Source organism: Flavitalea flava, from assembly GCF_054461575.1.
In genome coordinates, this window is the sequence record NZ_JBTLQH010000005.1 from 52,175 (window position 1) to 75,482 (window position 23,308).

Genomic DNA, 23,308 nt, shown 5'->3' on the forward strand with positions numbered 1-23,308 from the left:
TTAAAATTCATGAACAGTAAAAAACTATCGACAGATGAGGAACTAATAAAGCTTCAACATGAATCTTTCAACTACTTTTTGTACGAATCGAATCCAGCTAACGGATTGGTAATCGACAAAACTGCGGCGGATTGGCCGGCAAGTATTGCAGCCACTGGTCTTGCATTAGCGGTGTATCCGGTAGGTGTTGAGCGGGGATATATGTCACGTTCCGCCGCGGTAGAACGAACGCTGAATACACTGCGTTTTTTCTGGAACAGCCCGCAAGGTACTGGGCCCGATGCAACCGGCTACAAAGGTTTCTATTATCATTTTCTTGATATCCAGACTGGTCGGCGTGCTTGGGAATGTGAATTGTCCACGATTGATAGCGCTTTTCTGCTGGCGGGAGCCCTAACTGCCGGGCTCTATTTCGACGCCGACACTGCGGACGAACATGAAATACGGACTCTGGCAGACGCGCTCTATCGCCGCGCTGACTGGCAGTGGGCTCAGAACCAAGCCGAGACTGTAACACACGGCTGGAAGCCGGAAAGCGGATTTTTAAAATACAGATGGGAAGGCTATGATGAGGCGATGCTGCTGTATATGTTGGGACTTGGCTCATCGACCTATCCCTTGCCTGAGAGCAGCTATACAGCGTGGGCTTCATCTTACCGATGGGAAAAATCTTATGGATATGAATATTTATACGCCGGGCCATTGTTCACACATCAACTATCGCATGTATGGATCGACTTTCGTGGTATTCAGGATGACTTCATGCGCGCCAAGGGCATCGACTATTTCGAGAACAGTCGCCGCGCTACCTATGTGCAACAAAGGTATGCGATCGACAATCCGCTCAAGTTTGAGGCCTATGGGCCCCATTGTTGGGGACTTACTGCGAGCGAAGGTCCCGGTCCTGAGACCATTAAAATTCAAGGCATTGAGCGCCAGTTTTTCGATTATGCAGGGCGCGGCGTGCCATATGGCCCAGATGACGGAACTCTTGCCCCTTGGGCTGTCGTAGCATCCCTGCCGTTCGCACCAGAGATCGTGTTGTCCGCCCTTGAGTATTGCATTTACCAGGCCAAGTTGACAGCGTTCAATTCCTACGGCTTTAAGGCGTCCTTTAATCCGAATCACCCGGGAGCATCGGGCAATCCTTATGGATGGTGGGTATCGCCGTGGCACTTCGGGCTCAATCAAGGTCCAATTGTTTTGATGATTGAGAACTACCGTACAGGCATGTTGTGGCAATTGATGCGCAACTGCCCATATATCACTGCAGGCTTGCGGCGAGCGCAGTTTAGAGGGGGTTGGCTATAAAGTAAGGGGCCGAGAAATATCCGACTTGCTGATAACAATCACGTTTCCAGCGCCAATATATAAATCCGGGTGTTTTTAGGCCCTGCTGTCGGGGCTGTGTTTATGAGTTTAAGTACAAAAATAGTAGCAATAAACGCTCAGTTGTTAAAAAAAAATGGAAATAAGTCATAGCAATTCAAAAAGCGAAAATTATGAACATGAATACACTTGTTCCGGAACTTCAGATTAAGCAAACTCTCAACCCGGAACTGTTGCGAAAGATCGATGCCTATTGGCGCGCCGCAAATTACATATCAGTCGGACAAATCTATCTCTACGACAATCCACTGTTAAAACGGCCGCTGAGGATCGCGGATATAAAAAAAATGCTGTTGGGACACTGGGGCACGACTCCAGGTCAGAACTTCATTTACGCGCACCTGAACCGGGTCATCAAGAAATACGACTTGGATATGATTTACGTCTCCGGCCCGGGGCACGGCGGCCCAGCAGTCGTGGGCAATACTTATCTCGAGGGCACTTACAGCGAGGTATATCCCAATATCAGCCAGGATGAGGCAGGCCTTCAAAAGCTCTTTTGCCAGTTTTCGTTTCCCGGAGGCATCCCAAGCCATGCATCACCGGAATGCCCGGGATCCATCCACGAGGGCGGTGAATTAGGTTATTCGCTCAGCCATTCGTTTGGGGCTGTATTCGACAATCCTAATCTTATCGTCGCCTGTGTGGTGGGAGACGGTGAAGCGGAAACGGGTCCGCTGGCTACTGCATGGCAATCCAATAAGTTCTTAAACCCGATCAGTGACGGCGCCGTGCTGCCGGTGCTGCACCTGAATGGCTACAAGATCAGCAATCCGACCATTCTAGCTCGTATTGAGCCTGAGGAACTGGAGCAATTTCTGCGCGGCTGCGGTTGGACACCCTATTTCGTCGAGGGAGACAATCCGATTGAGATGCACCAGCTCATGGCTGCGACCCTGGACTTGGTCATAGAGAATATCCGGCACATCCAGCGAAATGCCCGGAATAACAGCGACACCACGCGGCCCCGCTGGCCCATGATCGTCCTCAAGTCGCCAAAAGGCTGGACCGGACCTAAAGTCGTCGATGGCCTGCCTATTGAAGGCAACTTCCGGTCTCATCAGGTGCCGCTTTCTGACCCGGCTACCCATCCCGAGCACCTCCAACTGCTGGAAGACTGGCTCAGGAGCTACCGGCCTGAAGAACTCTTCGATGACCAGGGTCGCCTGAAACCGGAACTGGCTGAACTGGCACCCAAAGGTGAACGACGCATGGGTGCGAATCCGCACGCCAACGGCGGTATGCTGCTCCGTGATCTAAGGATGCCGGATTTTCGTGACTACGCCGCTGACGTCCCTTCGCCTGGGATAAAAGGCATCGGCGACACACACGTACTCGGGCGTTTCTTGCGCGATGTGGCGAAGTTAAACAGTGAGCAGCGGAATTTTCGGGTCTTTGGCCCTGACGAGACGCTCTCCAACGGTCTGGAAGCCCTCTTTGAGGTTACCAAACGCCAATGGGACGGCCGAACCCTGCCAAATGACGAATTCCTGGCTCCAGCCGGAAGGGTCTTAGAGATGCTCAGCGAGCACCAATGCGAAGGCTGGCTGGAGGGGTATCTCCTCACTGGTCGTCACGGGGTATTCAACTGCTACGAAGCGTTCATCCATATCATCGATTCGATGTTCAACCAGCACGCCAAATGGCTTAAGGTCACTTCACACCTGCCATGGCGCAGGAAGATCGCCTCGCTCAACTACTTATTGGCGTCCCATGTCTGGCGACAGGATCATAACGGTTTTACGCATCAGGATCCCGGTTTCATCGACCTGGTTGTCAATAAAAAGGCAGAGATTGTGCGCGTGTATCTTCCTCCGGATGCAAACTGCCTTCTCTCAGTAATGGATCACTGTTTGCGAAGTCGGCATTACGTAAACGTCGTGATCGCAGGCAAGCACCCGGCGCCACAATGGCTGACGATGGACGCTGCTGTCAAGCATTGTACTGCGGGCATCGGCATCTGGCAGTGGGCCAGCAACGACCAGGACGTTTCCCCCGATGTAATTATGGCCTGTAGTGGCGACGTACCTACGCTGGAGATGCTCGCTGCCGTTTCCATCATGCACGAGTATTTACCTGATCTTAAAATCCGGGTGGTCAACGTGATCGACCTTTTCAAACTGCAGCCGGCCTCCGAGCACCCTCACGGGTTAAGCGACGTAGATTTCGACGAATTGTTCACCAAAAATAAGCCGGTCATCTTCGCTTTTCATGGCTACCCCTGGTTGATTCACCGACTGACCTACCGCCGCACCAATCACGGCAACATCCATGTCCGTGGGTACAAGGAAGAGGGCACCATCACCACGCCCTTCGATATGACAGTGCTGAATGATCTGGACCGGTTCCACCTCGTGATGGACGCCATCGACCGTCTACCGCAGACTGGCGACAAGGGCATTTACCTGAAGCGGCAGCTCAATGAGAAACTCATCGAACACAAGCAGTACATTGACAAATACGGCGAGGATATGCCGGAAATCCGGAACTGGAAATGGGGTAAATCCAAATGAAAGTACAAGAGTTAATTGATACAGCGAAAATGCTGGTCGCGGGTGATAAGGGCCTGTTGGCAATGGATGAAAGTAATCCAACTTGCAATAAACGATTTGCCAAAGTGGGCATTCCCCTGACAGAAGAGGCCCGGAGAGCCTATCGGGAGATGATTGTAACCACGCCCGGTCTCGGCGAGTGCATTAGTGGAGCGATCCTCTATGACGAGACGATCCGTCAGCATACCAAAGATGGAACGCCCTTCGTCAAAGCCATCACCGACGCGGGAATCATTCCCGGCATCAAAGTGGATGCCGGTGCAAAGTTTATGGCGAACTATCCCGGAGAGAAAATAACCGAAGGACTGGACGGCCTGCGGGAGCGCTTGGCTGAATACGCTCAAATGGGCGCCCGTTTTGCCAAGTGGCGCGCGGTGATTGTCATAGGCGATGGCATTCCGAGCAGGGGTTGCATCGAGGCCAACGCACAGGCATTGGCCAGATATGCCGCATTGTGCCAGGAGGGTGGATTGGTACCCGTCGTCGAGCCGGAGGTACTCATGGACGGCGATCATACCCTGGAGCGATGCTTCGAAGTAAGTGAGAAAGTACTGAAAACGGTTTTCAACGAGCTTTACACGCAAAAGGTGTCATTGGAGGGCATGCTCCTGAAACCCAATATGGTTCTCCCGGGGTCGGCCAGCCCCAAGCAACAAACGGTGGACGAGGTAGCCGACGCGACGGTGCGGTGTCTCCTGCGAGCCGTCCCTGCTGCCGTTCCGGGAATTGCATTCTTATCGGGCGGCCAAACCGGCGAATTGGCTTCAGCTCGTTTGAATGCTATGAATGTTAGATTCAAATCGCGACTGCCCTGGGCTTTGGCATTTTCGTTTGCCCGCGCCATCCAGCAACCGGCATTGGAGATTTGGCAGGGGAAAGAGGCTAATGTTCCGGCGGCACAGCATGCGCTATATTGTCGGGCAAGATGCGACCAAGCTGCCCGTCGTGGTGAATACAGCCCCATGATGGAAAGGCAAGAGCATGGCAAGATTCAAAAAAAGTAATATTGAAAGAACAATAAACAATCATGGAGAAAAAAACAGAAATTGAAGAATTGATAAACAGATTCCCTGAATCAGATCTGCCAGGATTAAAATTTCTAATAGAACTTACCCTTGATTTAAGCTGGTCATGGAACCATGCCGTTGATGAAATATGGAAAAAATTAGATATGCCTCTTTGGGAGCTGACGCATAATCCGTGGATCGTTCTGCAAACCGTTTCATTTGATAAAATTAAACTTTTATTAGCTGACCCTGCTGTGAAAAGTAAAATGGACGAATTGCAGTCAAAAAAAGCAAGGCCTGGCGCAAGCAATTGGTTTCAGGAGAAATATTCTGACGCTTCCCTTATCCGAATAGCTTATTTCAGCATGGAATATATGTTAAGTGAAGGCCTTCCTATCTATTCCGGTGGTCTGGGCAATGTAGCCGGGGACCAACTCAAAGGTGCCAATGATATGGGTGTTCCGGTAGTTGCTGTAGGATTGTTATACCAACAAGGATATTTCCGCCAGGTAATAGGCAAGGACGGAGGACAGGAAGCGCTTTATCCCTACAACGATCCCGGGCAGTTGCCGATTACGCCACTCAGAAAACCAAATGGCGAATGGTTGCGATTGCAGATTGGGTTACCCGGATATTCAGTTTGGCTGCGCGCCTGGGAAGTAAGGGTTGGCAATGTAAAATTATACCTTTTGGACAGTAATGATGCGGCCAACTATCCGGCTCATAGAGGGATTACCAGCGAATTATATGGGGGTGGTCCTGAACTGCGGCTTCAACAAGAATTGATACTTGGTATAGGTGGATGGCGGCTTCTGAAAGAATTGAATATTGAACCTGAAGTCTGTCATCTCAATGAAGGGCACGCAGCTTTCGCGGTACTTGAACGCGCCCGCCATTTTATGCTGCAAACCGGTCAATCTTTCGACGTAGCATTAGCTGTAACCAGAGTGGGTAACCTTTTCACCACACATACGGCAGTATCAGCAGGATTTGATCGTTTCCCTCCTGACCTGGTAGCGCAATATTTAAAAAAATATGCGGAAAACGAATTGGGGATTTCTTTAGATGGGCTTCTGGCACTTGGACGTATAAATTCATTAGATGCCTCGGAGCCTTTCAACATGGCTTATCTCGCTGTTCGTGGCTCAGGAGCTGTGAACGGGGTGAGTCGTTTACATAGGGAGGTGAGCCGGGAGTTATTTCAACCACTTTTCCCACGCTGGCCAAAAACTGAAATACCGATAGGACATGTTACGAATGGTGTTCATATGCGCAGCTGGGACTCGAAAGCAGCAGATGATTTATGGACGGAGGCCTGCGGAAAGGATCGTTGGATGGGTGCTATAGCAGCACTTGATGAACATATACAAGCTGTATCGGATAAAAAGCTATGGGAAATGCGTACTTCTGCCCGAAAGACTTTTATCGAATATATCCGCAAACGTGTTCCCTTTGATTTAGCTGCTTCAGGTGCTTCCGCGGAAGACGTTGAACATGCAAAATACCTTTTTGATCCAAACACACTAACATTGGGTTTTGCCCGCCGTTTTGCCACCTATAAAAGACCCGGCCTACTGTTGCATGACAAAGACCGACTGATCCGTATATTGAACAATTCCCCGTGGCCAGTACAACTTGCTATAGCCGGTAAAGCCCACCCGGCAGACTTGGAAGGGCAGGCCATCGTCAAGGAATGGGTTAACTTCAGCAGAAGGCCTGAAATAAAATCAAGGGTCGTTTTTTTGAGCGACTATGATATGTTTTTATCAGAGCAAATGGTGCAGGGCGTTGATGTTTGGTTAAACACTCCCAGGCGTCCATGGGAGGCTTCCGGAACAAGCGGGATGAAAACGCTGGTAAATGGGGGGATCAATTTTTCAGAGTTGGATGGCTGGTGGGCTGAAGCTTATGAACCGGGTGTCGGATGGGCATTGGGGGATGGCAAGGAACATGAAGACAATGTGGCATGGGATGCCGTAGAAGCCAATCAACTTTACACGTTACTTGAAGATGAATTGATACCTGAATTCTATAGCCCTGACGAGAAAGGAATACCGGTGGCCTGGACGTCCAAAATGCGCAGAAGCATGGCTAAGCTAACGCCAATGTTTTCCACCAACCGTAGCATCACAGAATATACGGAATTATATTATCTGCCTGCCGTAATTGCCTACCGGAAGCGGGCCGCTGAAAACGGATTAGCAGGTATTCAAATCGTTAATTGGTTGCATGGCATTGATCAGAAATGGGCTGGGCTGCGTTTTGAAGAAATAAGAAATGAAACAGACGGGACGCACCATATTTTTACCGTTCAAGTATTTCTTAATGATCTTGATCCCAAAACTGTGTCAGTAGAACTCTATGCTGATGGCATCAATGGATCAACTCCTGCATGTGAGCGCCTGCAAGTCAATAATCATTCTAAAGCGCCTTCTGGAAGTGTTATATACACCGGAAAAGTTTCCTCGTCGCGGCCTGAAACAGATTTTACAGCGAGGATAATACCGGATCATGAAGGTATTTCCGTGCCTCTGGAAAATAATCGAATCCTCTGGCAACGTTGATTAATAAAAAATCATTTGATTCTACATCTTCATCCCACCCATCGGACTGGCACCTTGTTTAAATATATATTCACTATTTATCAGGTAAGCCCCTCTTATCACCACTATATCGCCAGCCGTAAGGCCGGATTTTATCGCTATCCGGTCGCCGGTTTCCATACCTACCTCCACCATCCTGCTGATAAACCTATTTTTACCGCTTTGTAACCATACTGTGGCGCCTTTACCGTCGCGCAATACGGCATCAATGGGTAATGAAAACATATCGTGTCTGGGGTTACGCAGGAATACATAGGCCGGCATACCGGGTTTTAACTGGTTGCCCGGATTAGGAATGCTTACCCGGACCAGGTTGATCCGGGTGTCCGGATTGATTTCAGGATTGACAAATTCTATTTTACCGGTTACCCGTTTTCCGCCCAAATCGGGTATCTGCACCTCGGCCATTCCATTCCTGTCAACCTGAGCTAGTTGGGAGGCATATACCTGGGCCTCCGCCCACACGGTAGATAGATCTGCCAGACGCATCAGGGTGCCCCCTTCCATCGTATAACCCCCTTCCTTTATGTCCAGCGTTGTGATGTACCCGCTTGTTCCGCTGTAAAAAGCCGTCAACGGCGATGTTGTCTGCGTTTTCACCAATTCCCCAATCTGGACCTCGCTCATACCCCATAACTTCAATTTATATTTCGCACTTTCAATAAGCCGATCAAAGTCAATGAGGGCACTATCCAGCACCTGCTTTTGTTGCAAAGTCGCTATCAATTCCTGTTTGGCATTGTTCAGATCCTCGCTGTACAGATCATACAGTTTCTCTCCCTTTTTTACATAGTCGCCCGTATTTTTAAAATATAATTTTTCAACTCTTCCCATTACCCGGGCGCTAACGGAAGTGGTCTTCCTCTCATCCATGTTGATAGTGGCAGTTAAAACAATCCTATCTCCCATCATACCGAAGTTGATCGTGTCTGTCTGTATATTTCCCAATTGTATCTGCTGCTCACTCAGTTTGATTCCGGTTGTGTCCAGATTCCCTTTTTTATTAATGGTCGACTTCTCCGGATTGCGCATGCCCTTCATGGTGTCCGTGCCAGTGGTCATATCCATACCTTTCATGCTATCCGTACCTTGCTCCGCGCTGTTTTTATCCATCTTCATATCTTTCATCGTATCGGTAGCCCCGCCCGATGGCTGCTTTTTACCATTGCAAGCCAAAAAGAAGGCAATCATTGTTATCCAAGTTATTCTCATACCATATTATTTAACCTTTATAAAGCTTTCACTATCCATCAGGAACTGTGGATTCTGTGCAACGGTATCCGTTGTGGCGAGTCCTTTCAGGATTTGTGTTTTTCCGTTATTGGTAAATCCCGTTTCGACAATATGCGGTATAAAGCCACCCTGTACTTTTACAAAAACCACTTTATCCAAACCCAGGGAAACAATAGACTCATCCGGTAACACATCAACCGCCTGAGGAGCCACTAACACCTTTGCCTTTACCTGGCTGCCTACCGGCAATTGCATTTTGGAGTTATCAAAATACACCCTTACGGAAAGTGTCTTATTTTCCTTCCGGAAAAAAGGTTCAATAAAATCAACCTTTCCGCTAAAGGACTTACCGGGAGCCATTTCCGAGGTCAGTTCCACCCTGGTTCCGTTCTTTACCAACTCTTCCTTATCAGCGTAGATGTTCAATAATGCCCATACCCTGGATGGATTGTATACATAGAAAACGGTTTGCCCTTTTTGCACATACATTCCTTCTTTTAACGGCAATTCTTCCGTTACTACCGCGATGTCTTTCATACCTGCGGAACTGCTGCCGGAGTTATTTCCCATCCCCCCGGCCTCATGAATATGCCCGCTGTAGCGGCTATTTACCGAAATAGTAAAGGAGGGCTTTTTCGTGCTGATTACCTGCAGCAACTGTTCATTACTCATGCCCAGCAATAGTAATTTTTCCTTTGCCGCGGTGATAATACCCATATTAGTAGGGTCACTCCGTAAAAGGAACAGCAGGTTTTGCTCGGCAGTCAACAATTCGGGGCTGTAAATATCCATGATCTTCTGCCCCGCCTTTACCTTCTGGAAACGGAAACGAACATATAATTTTTCAATACGGCCGGATACCCTCGCCGCCACCGTCCCTACCTCACGGGTGTCATAGGTAACAAAACCCAACGCATTCACTTCCATATTCTCCGTATTTCTCTGTAGGGTTGTCACCGGAAGGGATGAAATAACGAAAGCATTCGTTGGTTTCAATAGCGTACCCAGATCCATGCTGTCAATCTTTTTATTTTCAGCCCCTTTTTTGATCAATTCCATCCCGCAAATAGGGCATTTACCGGGTTGATCTCTGATAATTTGCGGGTGCATCGCGCAGGTATAAACGGCCGCTGCGGTCTTTTCGCCGGATTTCTTTTCTTTACAGGAATTCAGGGCAATGGGCCCTCCCATCGCCAGCAAAAATAGGATTAACAATAGACGACTTTTATAGCTCATCATAGTAACCAATTTTTTATTTTATTTCCAGTATCCTTTCCAATTCCACCTGCATTTCCAATAACTCCTGCAACTGATTCAGGTATTCCAACTGTGTCATATTCAAAGTCTCCCATGCGTCCAGCAGCATAAACAATTCCTCGGTATTCTGCTCATATCCCAATTGCATGGCCTGGTAATTTCTTTCCAGGGCCGGGATAATATTGTTTTGGAACATGCCCACCTGCTTCTTTTTTGTCTCGATATCCGTCTGCATTCCATACGCCATGCCAGAGGCCTCATTGATCATCATTTGCTTTTGCTGGACCAGTGATTCTGTCTTCCATTTCAGGCTTTCCGCATTGGCTCTATACATTTTCGACGACCATCTGGCAAACGGAATCTTTACCATACCCATTAAGGTGAATTGCATAGGTAACCCGCCAAACCCGAACATGTGCTCATAGCGAACCCCATATTCCGGCTTCAGTTTGGCTAACTCCGCGTTTCGCTGCAGTTGTGTCAGGGTAATATTTCTATCGATGGCTTTTATATCGCTACGAGCTCCGGCCAGCAGCGTGCTATCAAAACGGAGTGCAGTATAATCCCTGATCGTATAGGAGGTATCTATATCGAATTCACGTAACTTATCCCGGTTCATCAGGGTATTCAGTGCAATCCGTTTTTGTTTTATTTCATTTTCCAGCATACTCCGCATATTCCCGAGATTGGCTAAGGCAGCTTTAGCCTTGTAATAGGCACTGAGTTTTCCCATGCCATTCTTATACCGGATCTCGGCATTTTGGATCATAAACTCCAGCAGGTGCTCGTCCCGGTCTATGACGCCCAATTTCCTTCGCAGAGTCATCCAGTCATAATAATTTCTTTTGGCGACCGCATACAATTCATTTAGTGAGGCCTTCTTTTTTTCTTTTTCCACGGACGACATCGCCCCCATATACGCAGCATCGGCATCCTGCCTTTTCCGATTGGGGAACATCTGCTGCGCCGAGACCATATACTGCCCCATTCCGCTTGTGCCATCCGGTGCTTTTTTCCATAAAGAAGGATTATACGGCGTCATCCAAAAACCTGTGCCTAATTCGGGGGCCATCCAGCTTCGGGCGCCTTTAGCAGTCTCATCCATAGAACGGATGTCATTATCGTACATTTTCCCGAGGGGATTGGCCCTTTGAATGTTATTCAAAATACTGTCCAACCCAAGGCGTTGCGCTTCCACTGAAAGAGGACCAATAACAATTGCGATAACTATTAATATCCGGCTCATAGTATTATTGTTTAGCCTCCAGCACTTCGATTTTACCCTTTTTTCTGAGTTCATGTTCTTTTGTAATCAGGAAAGTCAGTGGCGTAACCAATAGAATATAAGTAGAAGATGTTAATACACCCCCTACCATCGGCAGTACAATAGGGATCATCACATCACTCCCCACACCCGTGCTCCATAAAATCGGAACCAGTCCGAAAAGAGACACGCTTACCGTCATCAATTTTGGCCTTAACCGTTTGGCCGCTCCTTGGATAACATATTCTTTGAGATCGTCCTTGGTTATGGTTTCTTTCGAATTACCTTTTGCTGCCACCAATTGCTGCATCGCATCGTTCAAATAAATGACCATTACGATATTGGTTTCCACCGCCAGGCCAAATAAAGCGATAAAACCTACTGACACCGCTACGGAAAGATTCACCCCCCAGAAATAAACGATAAAGGCGCCTCCAATCAAAGCAAAAGGAATAGATATGAGACTGATCAGCGCCTCTTTGGCTGAATGGAAGGCAAAGTACATACACATAAAAATAATGATCAATACTACCGGTAAAATCATCTTCAACGTCTTTTCGCTCCGGACGAGGTTTTCATACTGCCCGCTCCATTCCAGGAAATACCCCTTCGGCATCGTTGCCAGCATTTTATCCAATTTTACCTTGGCAGCTTGGACCGTGCTCGCCAGATCCCGGTCCCTGACATTGAACAATACAGTTCCCCGAAGCATGGCGTTTTCCGAATTGATCATGGGCGGCCCATCACTTAAGCGGACATCCGCTACTGCTTCCAGAGGAATAGGCCCGTAATTCATGGTTTGTACCTGCAAACGCCTAAGTGCGGCCAGGTTATTGCGAAAATCCTGTCCGAAACGTGCATTCACGGAAAAGCGTCGGCGCCCTTCAATAGTAGTCGTCAGCTGCATTCCCCCCAAAGCACTTTCCACGACAGCATTCACGTCATCAATGCTTAATCCATACCGGCTTATTTCGTCTCTCTTAATGACAATATCGACGTATTTCCCCCCTGTAATAGGCTCTACATAAAGATCCTTTACCCCGGGAACACCCTCCAATTCTTTTTTCAGCATTTGGGCAAAAGCATAAATGGTATCCAGATTCTGCCCATATAATTTTAGCCCCACGTCTGTGCGGATGCCGGTTGACAGCATATTGATCCGGTTGATGATTGGCTGGGTCCACGCATTGGTAATACCGGGAATCTGCAGTTTATCATTTAGCTCCTTAATAATGCTGTCTTTTGTAAACCCGTGCCGCCATTGTTTTTGGGGTTTCAGTAATACCACCGTTTCAATCATACTGATGGGGGAATTATCAGTGGCCGTATATGCCCGGCCCGCTTTCCCCAACACATTATCCACTTCGGGTAGCGATTTAATGATCTTATCCTGCACCTGCAACAGGTTTTTCACTTCTGAATTGGAAATGTCCGGCATGGCGATTGGCATAAACAATAAGGAGCCTTCGTCCAACGGCGGCATAAATTCAGACCCTAACCGGGTAACCAATACCACCCCGATGGCCAATGCTATTAAATTGATCCCGATCGTCGTTTTACGCCATTTCAGACAGATACGTATCAACGGCTCGTATATCCTTTCCAGCACCCGGTTCACAGGATTGGCCGTATCCGGCAGAAAACGGCCCTTCATAAAAAAAGAGATCAGCACCGGCGCCAGGGTCACCACCAATATCGCGTCCACCGCCAGGATAAATGATTTCGTCCATGCCAGCGGGCCAAACAACTTCCCTTCCTGACCCGTCAGCAGGAAAACCGGCAAAAAAGAGGAAATAATAATAATCGTTGAAAAAAACACGCCCCGCGATACCTGCTTGGATGCCTTTTCAATAATGGCCAGACGGACATCCTCCGGTATTTTCCGGTATCCTTTTTTTCCGCTCTTTTCCGGGGCTGCCTTTTTTTTGAACAATCGGCCTATAAATGAGAATAACCGCTTCATGATTGAATAGTTTATGTTCCCGGATCCGGTTTGTTTTGCCACTCCGATAAATTACGGTAAGAGTTTTCCGACATGATGATACCGTTATCAACCACCACCCCAATTGCCAACGCAATACCGGTCAGCGACATGAGATTGGACGAAAGACCGAATGAATCCAGCAGAATGAAGCTGATGGCGATGGTGATGGGTAATTGAATGATGATACTTAATGCGCTGCGCCAATGAAAGAGAAAAATCAGTACGATGATGCATACCACAATAATTTCCTCTTTTAACTTTCCTTTAATGGTTTCGAGCGTGGCTTCTATTAACGTACTGCGATCATACGCCATTTTGAAAGTGACTCCACCCGGCAAGCCCTTCTGAACATCCCCCATTTTTTCTTTTACTGCCTTTATCACCTTATCCGCATTTTCCCCGTATCGCATCACTATAATTCCGCCTACTACTTCACCCTCCCCATTCTGGTCTACAATACCCAATCGCAGATCGCCGCCCATCTGTACATACGCCACATCTTTGACTCTTACCGGAATGCCGTTGTACACGCCCAGGGAGATCTCTTCGAGGTCTTCTTTTTTCTGTACATAACCCAGCCCCCGGATAATATAGCCCATGTCGCTCATCTCAAATTTACGCCCTCCCACATCATTGTTGTTAGCCTTCACCTTATTCATAATGTCCATCAGGGAAACATTATAGTATTGCAACTTCATCGGGTCCACTACCAGCTGGTATTGTTTTTCAAAACCCCCGAAAGAGGCCACCTCTGCCACGCCCGATACCGTCTGCAAAGCAAATTTTATATACCAGTCCTGCAAAGCCCGTTGCTCGCCCAAGTCCATATTTTTAGCATCCAGTGTGTACCAGAAAACATGACCGACCCCGGTGCCATCCGGGCCAAGAGCTGGTGTCACCCCTTGTGGCAGCAAACGCTGCGCATAATTCAGCCGCTCTAACACCCGGGTCCGGGCCCAATACGTATCTACTTTATCATCAAAGATCACATACACGAAGCTCATTCCGAACATCGAAGTCCCTCGGACCCGATTCACCTTCGGGATGCCCTGTAGGTTGGATACCAGCGGATAGGTAATCTGGTCCTCTATTAATTGCGGGCTCCGGCCCATCCACTCGCTAAAGACAATGACCTGGTTCTCCGACAGATCGGGAATCGCGTCGATTGGATTTCTTTGTATAGAGAACCATCCCCATATCAACAAACCTACGGCGATTACGAGCACAATAAACCGGTTACGCAGCGAAAACTCAATTAACTTTTCTACCATGATCGTCTCTTGTTAAGATTAAAACGAATTACTGATCAGAAATGTTCCAGTAAAAACACTCGTAGAATATTTCGACAAGGAATGCCTTGAAAAGGAAGCCACCGCTTTCTGTGGGTCAGTGAAAGCAGCAGTAGCCGTAATTTTAATATTTTCAGGAAAATGAAAATGAGGCGGTCAGATGCCATTCGCCTCCTATACATTCTGCCGAATTTTAAAATGGAGATTGTATTTCATAACCCAGCAATCGTTGCAGTGGCCCGGTAGATGACAGAATGGCCGTTTAAGAGAAAGAAAACATACTCAATCGCCCGCCTTCAAAAATTCCAGAATTTTCTTATACTGATCGTCCGTCAGCGTTGCCCTCGTCTTCATATGAGCCATCACCAATTCCCATTGCATATTCGAAAACGCCGCAGACGATGGTGCATTATGGCATCGTTGACAATTCTCCGTCCAAAGCTGGCTTCCGCCCTTATCCGCAATTTTTGCCGATACACAACTCTGAATAAATGCTCCCAAGAATAGCATAAACGCCAATACGATAATGATTGTATTCCTTTTCATACGAATATATTTTAAAAGCGATTCATCAGAATCCCACAGCTACCTGCATGTAAAATGCATTGTTGTTAGACTGTGACTGCCAGGCCAATTTAAAAGCAGTCCTCCAGGTATACCAATACGTCAGACCATAGGTATATTGCATTTGCTTTTCCGTTCCCGCCATCGCCTTTGGTGGATTGAACCCTGAATACCGGAACACAAGTTCCGTCTTCTTTAATAATTTATTTTGAGACATGCTTGGCCTATAGGCCACCTGGCCAAAAACGGCATTCCGCTTATTACTAAATGAAAGGGTAGAATTACCGGTCGAATCACTCGGGTCTTTATAAACAGCGTTGTCAACATTCACCCAATTCCATTGTCCTTTAAAATCGATATATCCTTTGATAAATTCCAATTGCTTGCCGTAACTTAGGTCCAGTGCATATTGATGGGTTCCCACATTTTCGTATTGCGTTCCCTTATCGCCCACTTTTCCAAACTGCGCAGAGGCACCGATTTCAAGAGAGGAGTTTGAAAAAGGCAGCAGGCCAATTCGCCCACCCGTGGACTTGCTCTTATTATTATCATCTGCATTCGCATAATTTAATTGTCCCATCAGTGTGGGATCACCCGCCGTCGTATTCAGTGTAGGCCCGTTCGTCACGTAAACGCTATAATTCATTGTAGCCGTGCCAAGGGGAATACCTCCGCCCACATCCACCCCTATTTCAGAAGTGGGACCCACCGGAGAATTATCGTGGTCCAAGCCCAAAGGAATACTCGGTAATTTATTGATCCATCCGGGATGCAACCTATCCTCATAAATACCGAAGGGCGATAAAAATTTCCCCGCCCGGATCGTCATGTATTTATTCAGATAAAAAGATACATCCGCATACTCCAGGTTAATCATCGTCTGTGACCCCTGTAACCCCGTCTCAAACTCCGCTTCAAAAAAAATGCGATCAGCCGGCTTCCATAAAAAAATAGGGCTTAATCCTACGCCTGAATAAGAACTACCGTTTTTGACAAATGTTATGCCTGCAGACATATAACCGGTCAGCATAAATTTGCTGTTACGTGCCACTAGTGCTTGTGTTTTGACTTGTATTAAGCTATCCAGGTAAGCCTCAGTGAATTGTTGCGCAAAAGCCTGGACACCTAAGGCAGTTAAACCCAGCGTCAATAAATATATCCTTGTCCTTTTATTCATATATTATTGCTTGAGGGTCCTCATATAAATGATCGATTGCCAAATCTCTTCTTCGGATAATTTTTTCTTGAAAGAGGGCATCGGTTTACGGCCCTCTGAAATTTTCCAGAAAAGGGCTCCATCGCTTTGACTTTGAGTAGCCGCCGTTGAAAAGTTTCCAGCAGGTATGTCCAGGCTGGTAGCAGCTGGGCCGTCCCCTTTTCCCTTTTTCCCGTGGCAAGATTGACATTCTTTTACGTAGGATGTTTTACCGCCAGCCATGGACTTAGCATCGGCGGCAAGAGGGTTTTTCTTGGCATCCGCAACCGCAGGGGCTTTCCATGGCGTTTGCTGATATACAATAAACGACGAAACGGTAATCAGTAAAAAAAAACCTGTGACAATTACAAAATGCTTTGAATTGAATAGACGATGGTTACGTGTTTCCATACCTTCTTGTTTTTAATGGTTAATTAATACTTTACGAGAAGACTTTAATTTAATTAGATATATTAAATACAGCGTATAGGCAAAAGAGCCCCATACAACGGCCACAATTAACCAAAAGGTTATCTTTAGCCAAATAGGCGCATTTGAACTACCTAAACCCAATCTTACCGGCGTATGTATGGGAATAGATGTTTTTGATACAGCCATTATCTGAAACGAAGTATCGTTGATAATGGCATTATCTTCCACTTTTGCCAAAACTATTAGACCCCTTAGCGTATCGCTGGGAGGCATCGTCAACGGAAACTCCGCAGAAGTAATCCCCATCGTATCTGTAGTGCCATTGCCAATTTTCAGTATGCCAAACATCCGCTTAACATAAAATGTAATTTCAACACCTTTCAATGGAGCCTTCGTGCTGAGATCCGCAACTGTTGCAGTCACGATATGCATGCTATCGTTGGCACTCATCCTAAGAGATATCATTCCGTCTTTTTTCGGTTGTTGGGCGATCGAATCCATTCCAGCCAACAATATCATCGCTGATATGAATAATTTACTTGACATTCCCTTGTATGAGTTGAAGTTTTGACAAATTTTCCACGCCCACTTCTTTTTCCCCGCTCTCTTCTACCCCCTCGATTACCTCCCACATTGTAATAACAGGAAATGGCTTGAATAACAAAATAATTAGTAATACAAAGCCCGCTAAGGAAGAAGCAGTGATCATCCATTCTATTAATGTGGGATTATAGGAAGCATATCCTGGCTGAGCATGTTGAATAGGGACAAATGGATGCAGCATATTGGGTATTACAATGAGATAACGGTTTAATAAAGCACCCAATAAAACCATTACAGATACAATAACAACACCACGAATAGAGTTTCTAATTGCTTTAAAGGACAAAAGAATAACGGGTATTACTAAGCCGACTATCTGGGTGAACCAAAACAGGAATGCATGCTTGCCCGTGAATAAGTCATTTAACAAATACTTCTCATCATTCGCCATTTTATAGGCAGGCACGCCGTATTTATTGACATTCAGGTACAAGTAAAACACGGTAAGCGCTAATAGACAGGTCGATAGTTTGCTAAAGTGCGTAGCGGTTAAGTACCGTTCCAATTTGTAACCATGTCGTAATATGGCGATAATAAGGATCATAATTGCGCATCCTGCGACCAGCGCTCCAAAAACAAAATAAGGGCCCATGATGCTTGTATTCCATCCTGCGCGTAGTGTCATAGCAATCAACCAGGCGCTTACCGTATGCACCGATACAGCCAATGGTAAAATGATGATAGACATAAGGCTCATTGCTTTTTTTAAAATGGCCTTTTGGGCTACACTATCTTCCCAACCCATTGCTAAGCGACGATAAATTTTCTTTCGCCATGGAGGAACGTTAATTAACTTATCCCGCATGATAGCCAAGTCTGGAATTAAAGGCAGGTAGAAAAAGAGTAGGCTTCCAAAAAAATAAGTAGCAATTGCCAGCACATCCCAAAGAATGGGGGATTGAATTCTCCCATGGGTAACCAGGAAATACAGTCTCTCCGGCCGGCCCATATCCAATACCGGCATAAATCCTGCGAAAAATACCGCCGATACAGTCACCGCTTCAGCAATTCTAATCAGGGGGTAACGCCATTTTGCGCCGGTAAAACGCAAAACACAGGAAACTAACGCTCCAATTAAACTTACTCCAACAAAGAAAAATAGTAATGCGATATACAGCCCCCAGGAGACATAATCCCGCATGGCTGTTACACCTAATCCCTTTCTTAATTGAATGATCCACGCAATAGTACCCCCGGCGCAAACCAATGCAAGAAATATCACCCAGAAAGTCTCTTGCCGATACCTTCGACCAACTGTACCTAGCAATTCATCCTGAATTTGGCTCTTGATATTTAGATCAAGTTTTTCCATAATCGCAAAGGTTTTTTAGGAGTCTGGGTTTTCTATTTTAATATCTTTGGGGGAATAGGTGCGATTGTTAGGGGGTAAGTAAAAGACCCGTGGTTTAGTACCTAATTCTTCCATGAAGCGATAGGCGGCCCTATCCTCCAGCAATTGAGATAATTTCTCCGTTGTCCCGTCCATGCATGTTACTGCATCCTCGTTTTCATCACCAAAATAGATGGCGTTCATCGGGCATCCGGTTACGCAAGCGGGCAACTTCCCTTCTCGTGCCATATGAGGGCAGAAATCACATTTTTCCACGCACCCTTTTTTACTTTGAAAGACATTCTCCGCTGCCGGTGTCTGTTCTACAAAAGTTGGTTTGACTGGTTCTGTCCAATTAAAAATCCGAACAGAATAAGGACAAGCGGCCATACAGAAACGGCACCCTATACAGCGATCGGTATCAATGGCCACGATGCCGTCTTCCCTTTTAAAGGTGGCATCGACGGGGCATACTGGTACGCAGGGTGGTTCGTCACAATGATAGCAGGGCTTAGGAAAATAATAGGGAGCCGTTTCCGGGGTATCTTGCATTTCCAGTACTTCAATCCATTCCTTATTGGAAGGCAGGTAATGCATCTTATTGCAGGCTTTTGTGCATTTACCGCAGCCATCGCATTTTGCCAGGTCGATCACCATTACAAATTTTTTACCTGGTATCCCCTTTCGAACATCAATCTCTGAGATAAAAGGCTTAAAATCAGCCACCTGTGATTTATCTACCCTAACGAGTTTGCCATCATGTGTCAAGACGTTTATCTTTTCTCCTATTGGCTTGGCTTTGTCATTGCAGGAACTTATTGAACTGAGCAGCGTTCCGCCTAGCAGTCCCGTTGCCAGGGTGGCCACAGATGATTTAAGAAAACTTCTCCTGGAATCATCTCCACTCCCCGACTCATTCCCAGCACATGAACAGTTGTTTCCGCAAGCCATACAGTATAGATTTTAAAGTTTACCGACTTCGCCACCCTAATTACCATTCATTTCCATCACATGATTCACCTTATACATCTTATGAAAACTATCGTAGGATGCGAGATCAGCATCATTTTTGAAACTTTCATCCAATGCATCATGGAATTTATGATTAGTAGGAAATGCTGCCTTTAGGCTTTCTTTTGAAAGCTCCTGGATGGGGGAATCCAGATCCTTACTATAATAATACGCTACCTTTGCAGGGATCGCACCTTTTCCGATGTTGGGAACTTCCACTGTATACAGGATGATCTTCTCAGAAGAATTTAGCATCAGGTAATTTTCCTTTCCCTGGAATCGATAAATCTTGCCGTCACATAATTTATATGCGTAAATTTCGTTTTTCTTCAAGTCATAAGAGCCGCCTTCATGTTTGACAGTTATAAAATCCTTATCAAAGAATTCGTTTAGTTTTATCTTATGCGACTCCGTCCGGCAATCAATAGCCAGGTATAATTTACCCTTTTCAAAATCAGCCGCCGTTTTATAGATTCCGCTACTATCTTTCTGGGCAATAGCATTCATAGAAAAAAAAGCAAGAAAAAGAGAAGTAATAAGCAATGAATGTTTCATAATTATAAGTTTAAAATACCATCAATAAATATTCACTAAAAATAAGGATACCAAAAATGGGCGTGTATGACCGCCATCAGGATATTTTATGATTGTACTCATCCTAACCTTAATATATGACGGGAATCATATTTTTTCCTGACGATAATCATTGAATAAAGCCAGCGGAATTTGAATTTTGTGGCAATACCACAATATTTTGACCCGGGTTGAGCGGTAATTTATACATTCATGGATAGCTAAACGGAGATAATAATGACGATTGAGCAATACAGGCATGAGAATGAGTCATGGGAGCGAATGTTGGAATTTTTAAAACAGGAAACGAGCTTTCTAAAACACCGTCTGGTCACCGTATTGAAGGAGAAAGATATGGATAAAGGTTCGCTCGTACAAATGGAACACTTTCAATCCCAGTTCATTCAAAAAGAGGAAGCGATAGATACACTTCGCCATGATGTACACGAACAGGAAATACAATTGCAAATTAAGAATGAGGGCAAGAGGAGTATGGTTTTGCCGGTAGAAGTAGCAAAAAAAAGAGACCAGCTTAAAAAGAACATAGATTACATAGAGGCGGAATATAATTGGCTCAAAAAGGAATTCAATGCCTACCTGTCTTTATATAGCTAGTTCTGGGCTATTGCCCATTTCAGCCGAATTTCAAAGTTCCTTTGTCGGATTCAATTGGCAAGGCTTTCAAGCCTTTTTTCGTCTAAAATGGTAAAATTACCCCTTTCTATATCGATTAATTTTTCCCGGCGAAAATCGCTCAATGTCCTGATCAATGATTCAGTGGCTATGCCAGCCAGCGTGGCTAAATTTTCCCGGCTTATATCGTTAAAGAAATTCCCGTCGGGAGCCTTATACTTCTTTTTCAACATAATAATCGTTTCCGCCACCTTTTTACGAAGGGAGTTATACGCCAAGCCTAATAATTGCTGCTCCTTTTCCGTGATATCTTTTGCCAGCAACCGTATAAACTGATGCGCCACTTCTTTGTTATTGTTCACCAATTCCTCAAAGTTTTCCCTTGGAATAAGCGCCAGTTCACACTCCTCCATCGCCTCCGCCGTTTCCTTATAAGCAGATCCTTCCAGCATCGCAATATACCCGAGAAAATCCCCCGCATTGTACAATCCTATAATGAGTTCTTTACCCTCTTCATTGCTTTTATAAGTTTTCACCTTCCCTTTCTGTACATAATATAAGCAATGCGGATAAGTTCCCTCTATATATATACTCTGTTTCTTCTTATACCGGTTACTATTTCTACCTTCCGACAGCGATTGTAATAAATGATGATTACCCACTGTTTCCAAAAGGCTGTTGAATCCAATTATCCCCGGTGGCAAAACCTGCCTTAATAAGGCCGCCTTCTTTAGGCGGCTATCGATAGCAGCTAGTAATTCTTTACCGTTAAAGGGTTTAGTGATAAAATCATCCGCCCCCATTTCCATACCCTTTCTAAAGTCGGATCGCTCTGTCCTTGCTGTTAAGAAAATAAAAGGAATTTGCTGCGTTTCCGGGGTATTATGCAGAATATTCAACACACCATACCCATCCAATACCGGCATCATAATATCGCAGACGATCAGGTCCGGATTGTGCCTAACCGCCAAATCGACCCCCTGCTGCCCATCAGCGGCAGTCAGTACATTATACTTCGCCAACTGGAGGATTTCCGCCGTATTATCCCGGATATGTTCGTTATCCTCAATAATTAAAATTGTTTTCATTTACTGTTGGTTTTAAAAAAGTAATCGTAAATACCGTTCCATTGTTGAATTCACTCGTACATTCAATCCGGCCCTTCATCAACTCCACATACTTTCCGACAATGTGCAATCCAAGACCGGTCCCTTGAATATTAGCCGCATTAGTCGCCCGGAAAAAACGTTCAAACAAATGCACCCTGTCTTCTTCAGAAATACCGATCCCCCGATCTCTTACTACCAGTATAACTTCTTTATCCGATACGGTTGTACTCAGTTGAATAACTTCCGTGACAGGAGAAAACTTACTGGCATTGGACAATAAATTCAAAACAATATGTTTCAACAAGGAATGATCCAGCGATATCATAGTGGCACCCTTGTGCTCATACCTAATAGATTGCCCCTTTTTAATATTATTTTTCATTTCCTGGATGATAGATGTCAAGTGGTCCTGGATATCGAATTCGCCAAACCTAACTTGTATTTTCCCTTCTTCAATTTTACCAAGAGAAAGAAAGTCATTCAGGATGTTCGTCAGCATGTTCACCGATGATACAATACGTTCAATATGTTTTTCGCGTTTTGGCCGGTCGCCGGCATCGTTGTATTGAGCCATTAAGTAAGTAGATGATAAGATCGTACTCAACGGGGTTCTGAACTCATGAGAGGCCATAGACACAAAACGGGACTTCAGATCACCCAGTTCCTTTTCCTTTTGAAAAGCCTCGTTTAACACCTCTTTGGAATTTTCCAACTCCACCAACGTTTCCTTTAGGGCCAGCGTTCTCTCCTGGATCTTTTGTTCCAGATCTATATTGAGCTGTTTCATCTCAGAAGAAATTTGCTCCAATTCAAGTTTTTGCCTCAACACCAAATCCTGACTTTTTTTACGAAGCGTGATATCGATCACAAAAGCGATAACGTACTCTTCATTATTTAATTTATAATGACTCAGGCTTACTTCTACAGGAAATTCCGTCCCATTCTTATTTTTAGCATATAAATCCCTGCCAATCCCCATTTCCCTATTCTCCGCATGTTGATAAAACCCGTTTCTTAAGGCGACATGCTTACGATGGACACTTTCCGGCAAAAGAATTTCTATAGTATTCCCAAGTACTTCTTCCTTTGAATAACCAAACTGACGCTCCGCATATTTGTTAAAATTGATAATCCTTCCCTTACCATCCGTTAGAATAATCCCGATCGTAGCATAATCAAAAAGCGCCACAAACTGTTCCACATTTTTGCTAACATCCATATCTTCATCTTTAGGATCGTTCTTTTTATTACCCCTTTTCATTACACCCGATTTAAAAAAG

At 45.7% G+C, this 23,308-nt stretch carries 19 protein-coding genes; 5 read left to right on the top strand and 14 right to left on the bottom strand.

Annotated elements, in window-relative coordinates; all coding sequences use genetic code 11:
- Positions 1-9: 9 nt before the first annotated feature.
- The 4 genes from ACX0G9_RS07160 (at position 10) to glgP (ending at position 7,512) form a co-directional block, all read left to right on the top strand.
- Positions 10-1,311 (top strand): glucoamylase family protein, encoded by a 1,302-nt coding sequence (locus tag ACX0G9_RS07160; RefSeq protein WP_459064187.1) that lies wholly within the window; start codon positions 10-12, stop codon positions 1,309-1,311.
- Between the two features lie 191 nt (positions 1,312-1,502).
- Positions 1,503-3,902 (top strand): phosphoketolase family protein, encoded by a 2,400-nt coding sequence (locus tag ACX0G9_RS07165; RefSeq protein ID WP_459064188.1) that lies wholly within the window; start codon positions 1,503-1,505, stop codon positions 3,900-3,902.
- A complete protein-coding gene (locus tag ACX0G9_RS07170) occupies positions 3,899-4,945 on the top strand; it encodes a class I fructose-bisphosphate aldolase (protein ID WP_459064189.1) in 1,047 nt (348 codons plus the stop codon). The genes ACX0G9_RS07165 and ACX0G9_RS07170 overlap by 4 nt, the downstream gene beginning before the upstream one ends.
- A 23-nt stretch (positions 4,946-4,968) precedes the next feature.
- On the top strand, positions 4,969-7,512 hold the full coding sequence (glgP, locus tag ACX0G9_RS07175) for an alpha-glucan family phosphorylase (protein WP_459064190.1): 2,544 nt from the start codon (positions 4,969-4,971) through the stop codon (positions 7,510-7,512).
- 21 nt (positions 7,513-7,533) lie between these two features.
- Here the strand turns inward: glgP and ACX0G9_RS07180 are convergent, their stop codons facing one another.
- The 12 genes from ACX0G9_RS07180 to ACX0G9_RS07235 all read right to left on the bottom strand — a co-directional run bounded on the left by ACX0G9_RS07180 (position 7,534) and on the right by ACX0G9_RS07235 (position 20,268).
- Positions 7,534-8,763: an efflux RND transporter periplasmic adaptor subunit gene (locus tag ACX0G9_RS07180; RefSeq protein ID WP_459064191.1), complete on the bottom strand. Its 1,230-nt coding sequence runs from the start codon at positions 8,761-8,763 to the stop codon at positions 7,534-7,536.
- 6 nt (positions 8,764-8,769) lie between these two features.
- Positions 8,770-9,999 carry an efflux RND transporter periplasmic adaptor subunit gene (locus ACX0G9_RS07185; protein ID WP_459064192.1) on the bottom strand — a complete coding sequence of 410 codons (1,230 nt, stop codon included), beginning with the start codon at positions 9,997-9,999 and terminating at the stop codon, positions 8,770-8,772.
- 37 nt (positions 10,000-10,036) lie between these two features.
- Positions 10,037-11,287, bottom strand: coding sequence for a TolC family protein (locus ACX0G9_RS07190; RefSeq protein ID WP_459064193.1), 1,251 nt, complete (start codon positions 11,285-11,287; stop codon positions 10,037-10,039).
- Between the two features lie 4 nt (positions 11,288-11,291).
- The gene (locus ACX0G9_RS07195; protein WP_459064194.1) at positions 11,292-13,268 is read right to left on the bottom strand and encodes an efflux RND transporter permease subunit; all 1,977 of its coding nucleotides are present in this window, start codon (positions 13,266-13,268) and stop codon (positions 11,292-11,294) included.
- Positions 13,269-13,279: 11 nt separating this feature from the next.
- Complete coding sequence (locus tag ACX0G9_RS07200; protein WP_459064195.1) at positions 13,280-14,560, bottom strand: efflux RND transporter permease subunit; 1,281 nt, start codon at positions 14,558-14,560, stop codon at positions 13,280-13,282.
- A gap of 300 nt (positions 14,561-14,860) precedes the next feature.
- Complete coding sequence (locus ACX0G9_RS07205) at positions 14,861-15,124, bottom strand: cytochrome c (RefSeq protein ID WP_459064196.1); 264 nt, start codon at positions 15,122-15,124, stop codon at positions 14,861-14,863.
- Between the two features lie 25 nt (positions 15,125-15,149).
- Positions 15,150-16,319: a hypothetical protein gene (locus tag ACX0G9_RS07210; RefSeq protein ID WP_459064197.1), complete on the bottom strand. Its 1,170-nt coding sequence runs from the start codon at positions 16,317-16,319 to the stop codon at positions 15,150-15,152.
- A gap of 3 nt (positions 16,320-16,322) precedes the next feature.
- Positions 16,323-16,748, bottom strand: coding sequence for a c-type cytochrome (locus ACX0G9_RS07215; protein ID WP_459064198.1), 426 nt, complete (start codon positions 16,746-16,748; stop codon positions 16,323-16,325).
- 12 nt (positions 16,749-16,760) lie between these two features.
- Entirely contained in the window at positions 16,761-17,315 is a 555-nt protein-coding gene (locus ACX0G9_RS07220; protein WP_459064199.1) for a hypothetical protein, read from the bottom strand.
- Positions 17,305-18,684 carry an NrfD/PsrC family molybdoenzyme membrane anchor subunit gene (nrfD, locus tag ACX0G9_RS07225; RefSeq protein ID WP_459064200.1) on the bottom strand — a complete coding sequence of 460 codons (1,380 nt, stop codon included), beginning with the start codon at positions 18,682-18,684 and terminating at the stop codon, positions 17,305-17,307. The genes ACX0G9_RS07220 and nrfD overlap by 11 nt, the downstream gene beginning before the upstream one ends.
- 15 nt (positions 18,685-18,699) lie before the next feature.
- Positions 18,700-19,653, bottom strand: coding sequence for a 4Fe-4S dicluster domain-containing protein (locus tag ACX0G9_RS07230; RefSeq protein WP_459064201.1), 954 nt, complete (start codon positions 19,651-19,653; stop codon positions 18,700-18,702).
- Between the two features lie 36 nt (positions 19,654-19,689).
- The gene (locus ACX0G9_RS07235; RefSeq protein WP_459064202.1) at positions 19,690-20,268 is read right to left on the bottom strand and encodes a hypothetical protein; all 579 of its coding nucleotides are present in this window, start codon (positions 20,266-20,268) and stop codon (positions 19,690-19,692) included.
- A 255-nt stretch (positions 20,269-20,523) separates the two neighbouring features.
- Here ACX0G9_RS07235 and ACX0G9_RS07240 point away from each other — a divergent pair, with 255 nt between their 5' ends.
- Complete coding sequence (locus ACX0G9_RS07240; protein ID WP_459064203.1) at positions 20,524-20,901, top strand: hypothetical protein; 378 nt, start codon at positions 20,524-20,526, stop codon at positions 20,899-20,901.
- Positions 20,902-20,951: 50 nt separating this feature from the next.
- Here the strand turns inward: ACX0G9_RS07240 and ACX0G9_RS07245 are convergent, their stop codons facing one another.
- Positions 20,952-22,007: a response regulator gene (locus ACX0G9_RS07245; protein WP_459064204.1), complete on the bottom strand. Its 1,056-nt coding sequence runs from the start codon at positions 22,005-22,007 to the stop codon at positions 20,952-20,954.
- Positions 21,985-23,289, bottom strand: coding sequence for a PAS domain-containing sensor histidine kinase (locus ACX0G9_RS07250; protein WP_459064205.1), 1,305 nt, complete (start codon positions 23,287-23,289; stop codon positions 21,985-21,987). The genes ACX0G9_RS07245 and ACX0G9_RS07250 overlap by 23 nt, the downstream gene beginning before the upstream one ends.
- Positions 23,290-23,308 lie beyond the last annotated feature (19 nt).

What these genes read in the sequence shown, in the direction of transcription:
- ACX0G9_RS07160 (WP_459064187.1), top strand. Translation starts at nt 10, where the DNA reads ATGAACAGTAAAAAACTATCGACAGATGAGGAACTAATAAAGCTTCAA.
- ACX0G9_RS07165 (WP_459064188.1), top strand. Translation starts at nt 1,503, where the DNA reads ATGAACATGAATACACTTGTTCCGGAACTTCAGATTAAGCAAACTCTC.
- ACX0G9_RS07170 (WP_459064189.1), top strand. Translation starts at nt 3,899, where the DNA reads ATGAAAGTACAAGAGTTAATTGATACAGCGAAAATGCTGGTCGCGGGT.
- glgP (WP_459064190.1), top strand. Translation starts at nt 4,969, where the DNA reads ATGGAGAAAAAAACAGAAATTGAAGAATTGATAAACAGATTCCCTGAA.
- ACX0G9_RS07180 (WP_459064191.1), bottom strand. Translation starts at nt 8,763, where the DNA reads ATGAGAATAACTTGGATAACAATGATTGCCTTCTTTTTGGCTTGCAAT.
- ACX0G9_RS07190 (WP_459064193.1), bottom strand. Translation starts at nt 11,287, where the DNA reads ATGAGCCGGATATTAATAGTTATCGCAATTGTTATTGGTCCTCTTTCA.
- ACX0G9_RS07195 (WP_459064194.1), bottom strand. Translation starts at nt 13,268, where the DNA reads ATGAAGCGGTTATTCTCATTTATAGGCCGATTGTTCAAAAAAAAGGCA.
- ACX0G9_RS07200 (WP_459064195.1), bottom strand. Translation starts at nt 14,560, where the DNA reads ATGGTAGAAAAGTTAATTGAGTTTTCGCTGCGTAACCGGTTTATTGTG.
- ACX0G9_RS07205 (WP_459064196.1), bottom strand. Translation starts at nt 15,124, where the DNA reads ATGAAAAGGAATACAATCATTATCGTATTGGCGTTTATGCTATTCTTG.
- ACX0G9_RS07210 (WP_459064197.1), bottom strand. Translation starts at nt 16,319, where the DNA reads ATGAATAAAAGGACAAGGATATATTTATTGACGCTGGGTTTAACTGCC.
- ACX0G9_RS07215 (WP_459064198.1), bottom strand. Translation starts at nt 16,748, where the DNA reads ATGGAAACACGTAACCATCGTCTATTCAATTCAAAGCATTTTGTAATT.
- ACX0G9_RS07220 (WP_459064199.1), bottom strand. Translation starts at nt 17,315, where the DNA reads ATGTCAAGTAAATTATTCATATCAGCGATGATATTGTTGGCTGGAATG.
- nrfD (WP_459064200.1), bottom strand. Translation starts at nt 18,684, where the DNA reads ATGGAAAAACTTGATCTAAATATCAAGAGCCAAATTCAGGATGAATTG.
- ACX0G9_RS07230 (WP_459064201.1), bottom strand. Translation starts at nt 19,653, where the DNA reads ATGGCTTGCGGAAACAACTGTTCATGTGCTGGGAATGAGTCGGGGAGT.
- ACX0G9_RS07235 (WP_459064202.1), bottom strand. Translation starts at nt 20,268, where the DNA reads ATGAAACATTCATTGCTTATTACTTCTCTTTTTCTTGCTTTTTTTTCT.
- ACX0G9_RS07240 (WP_459064203.1), top strand. Translation starts at nt 20,524, where the DNA reads ATGACGATTGAGCAATACAGGCATGAGAATGAGTCATGGGAGCGAATG.
- ACX0G9_RS07245 (WP_459064204.1), bottom strand. Translation starts at nt 22,007, where the DNA reads ATGAAAACAATTTTAATTATTGAGGATAACGAACATATCCGGGATAAT.
- ACX0G9_RS07250 (WP_459064205.1), bottom strand. Translation starts at nt 23,289, where the DNA reads ATGAAAAGGGGTAATAAAAAGAACGATCCTAAAGATGAAGATATGGAT.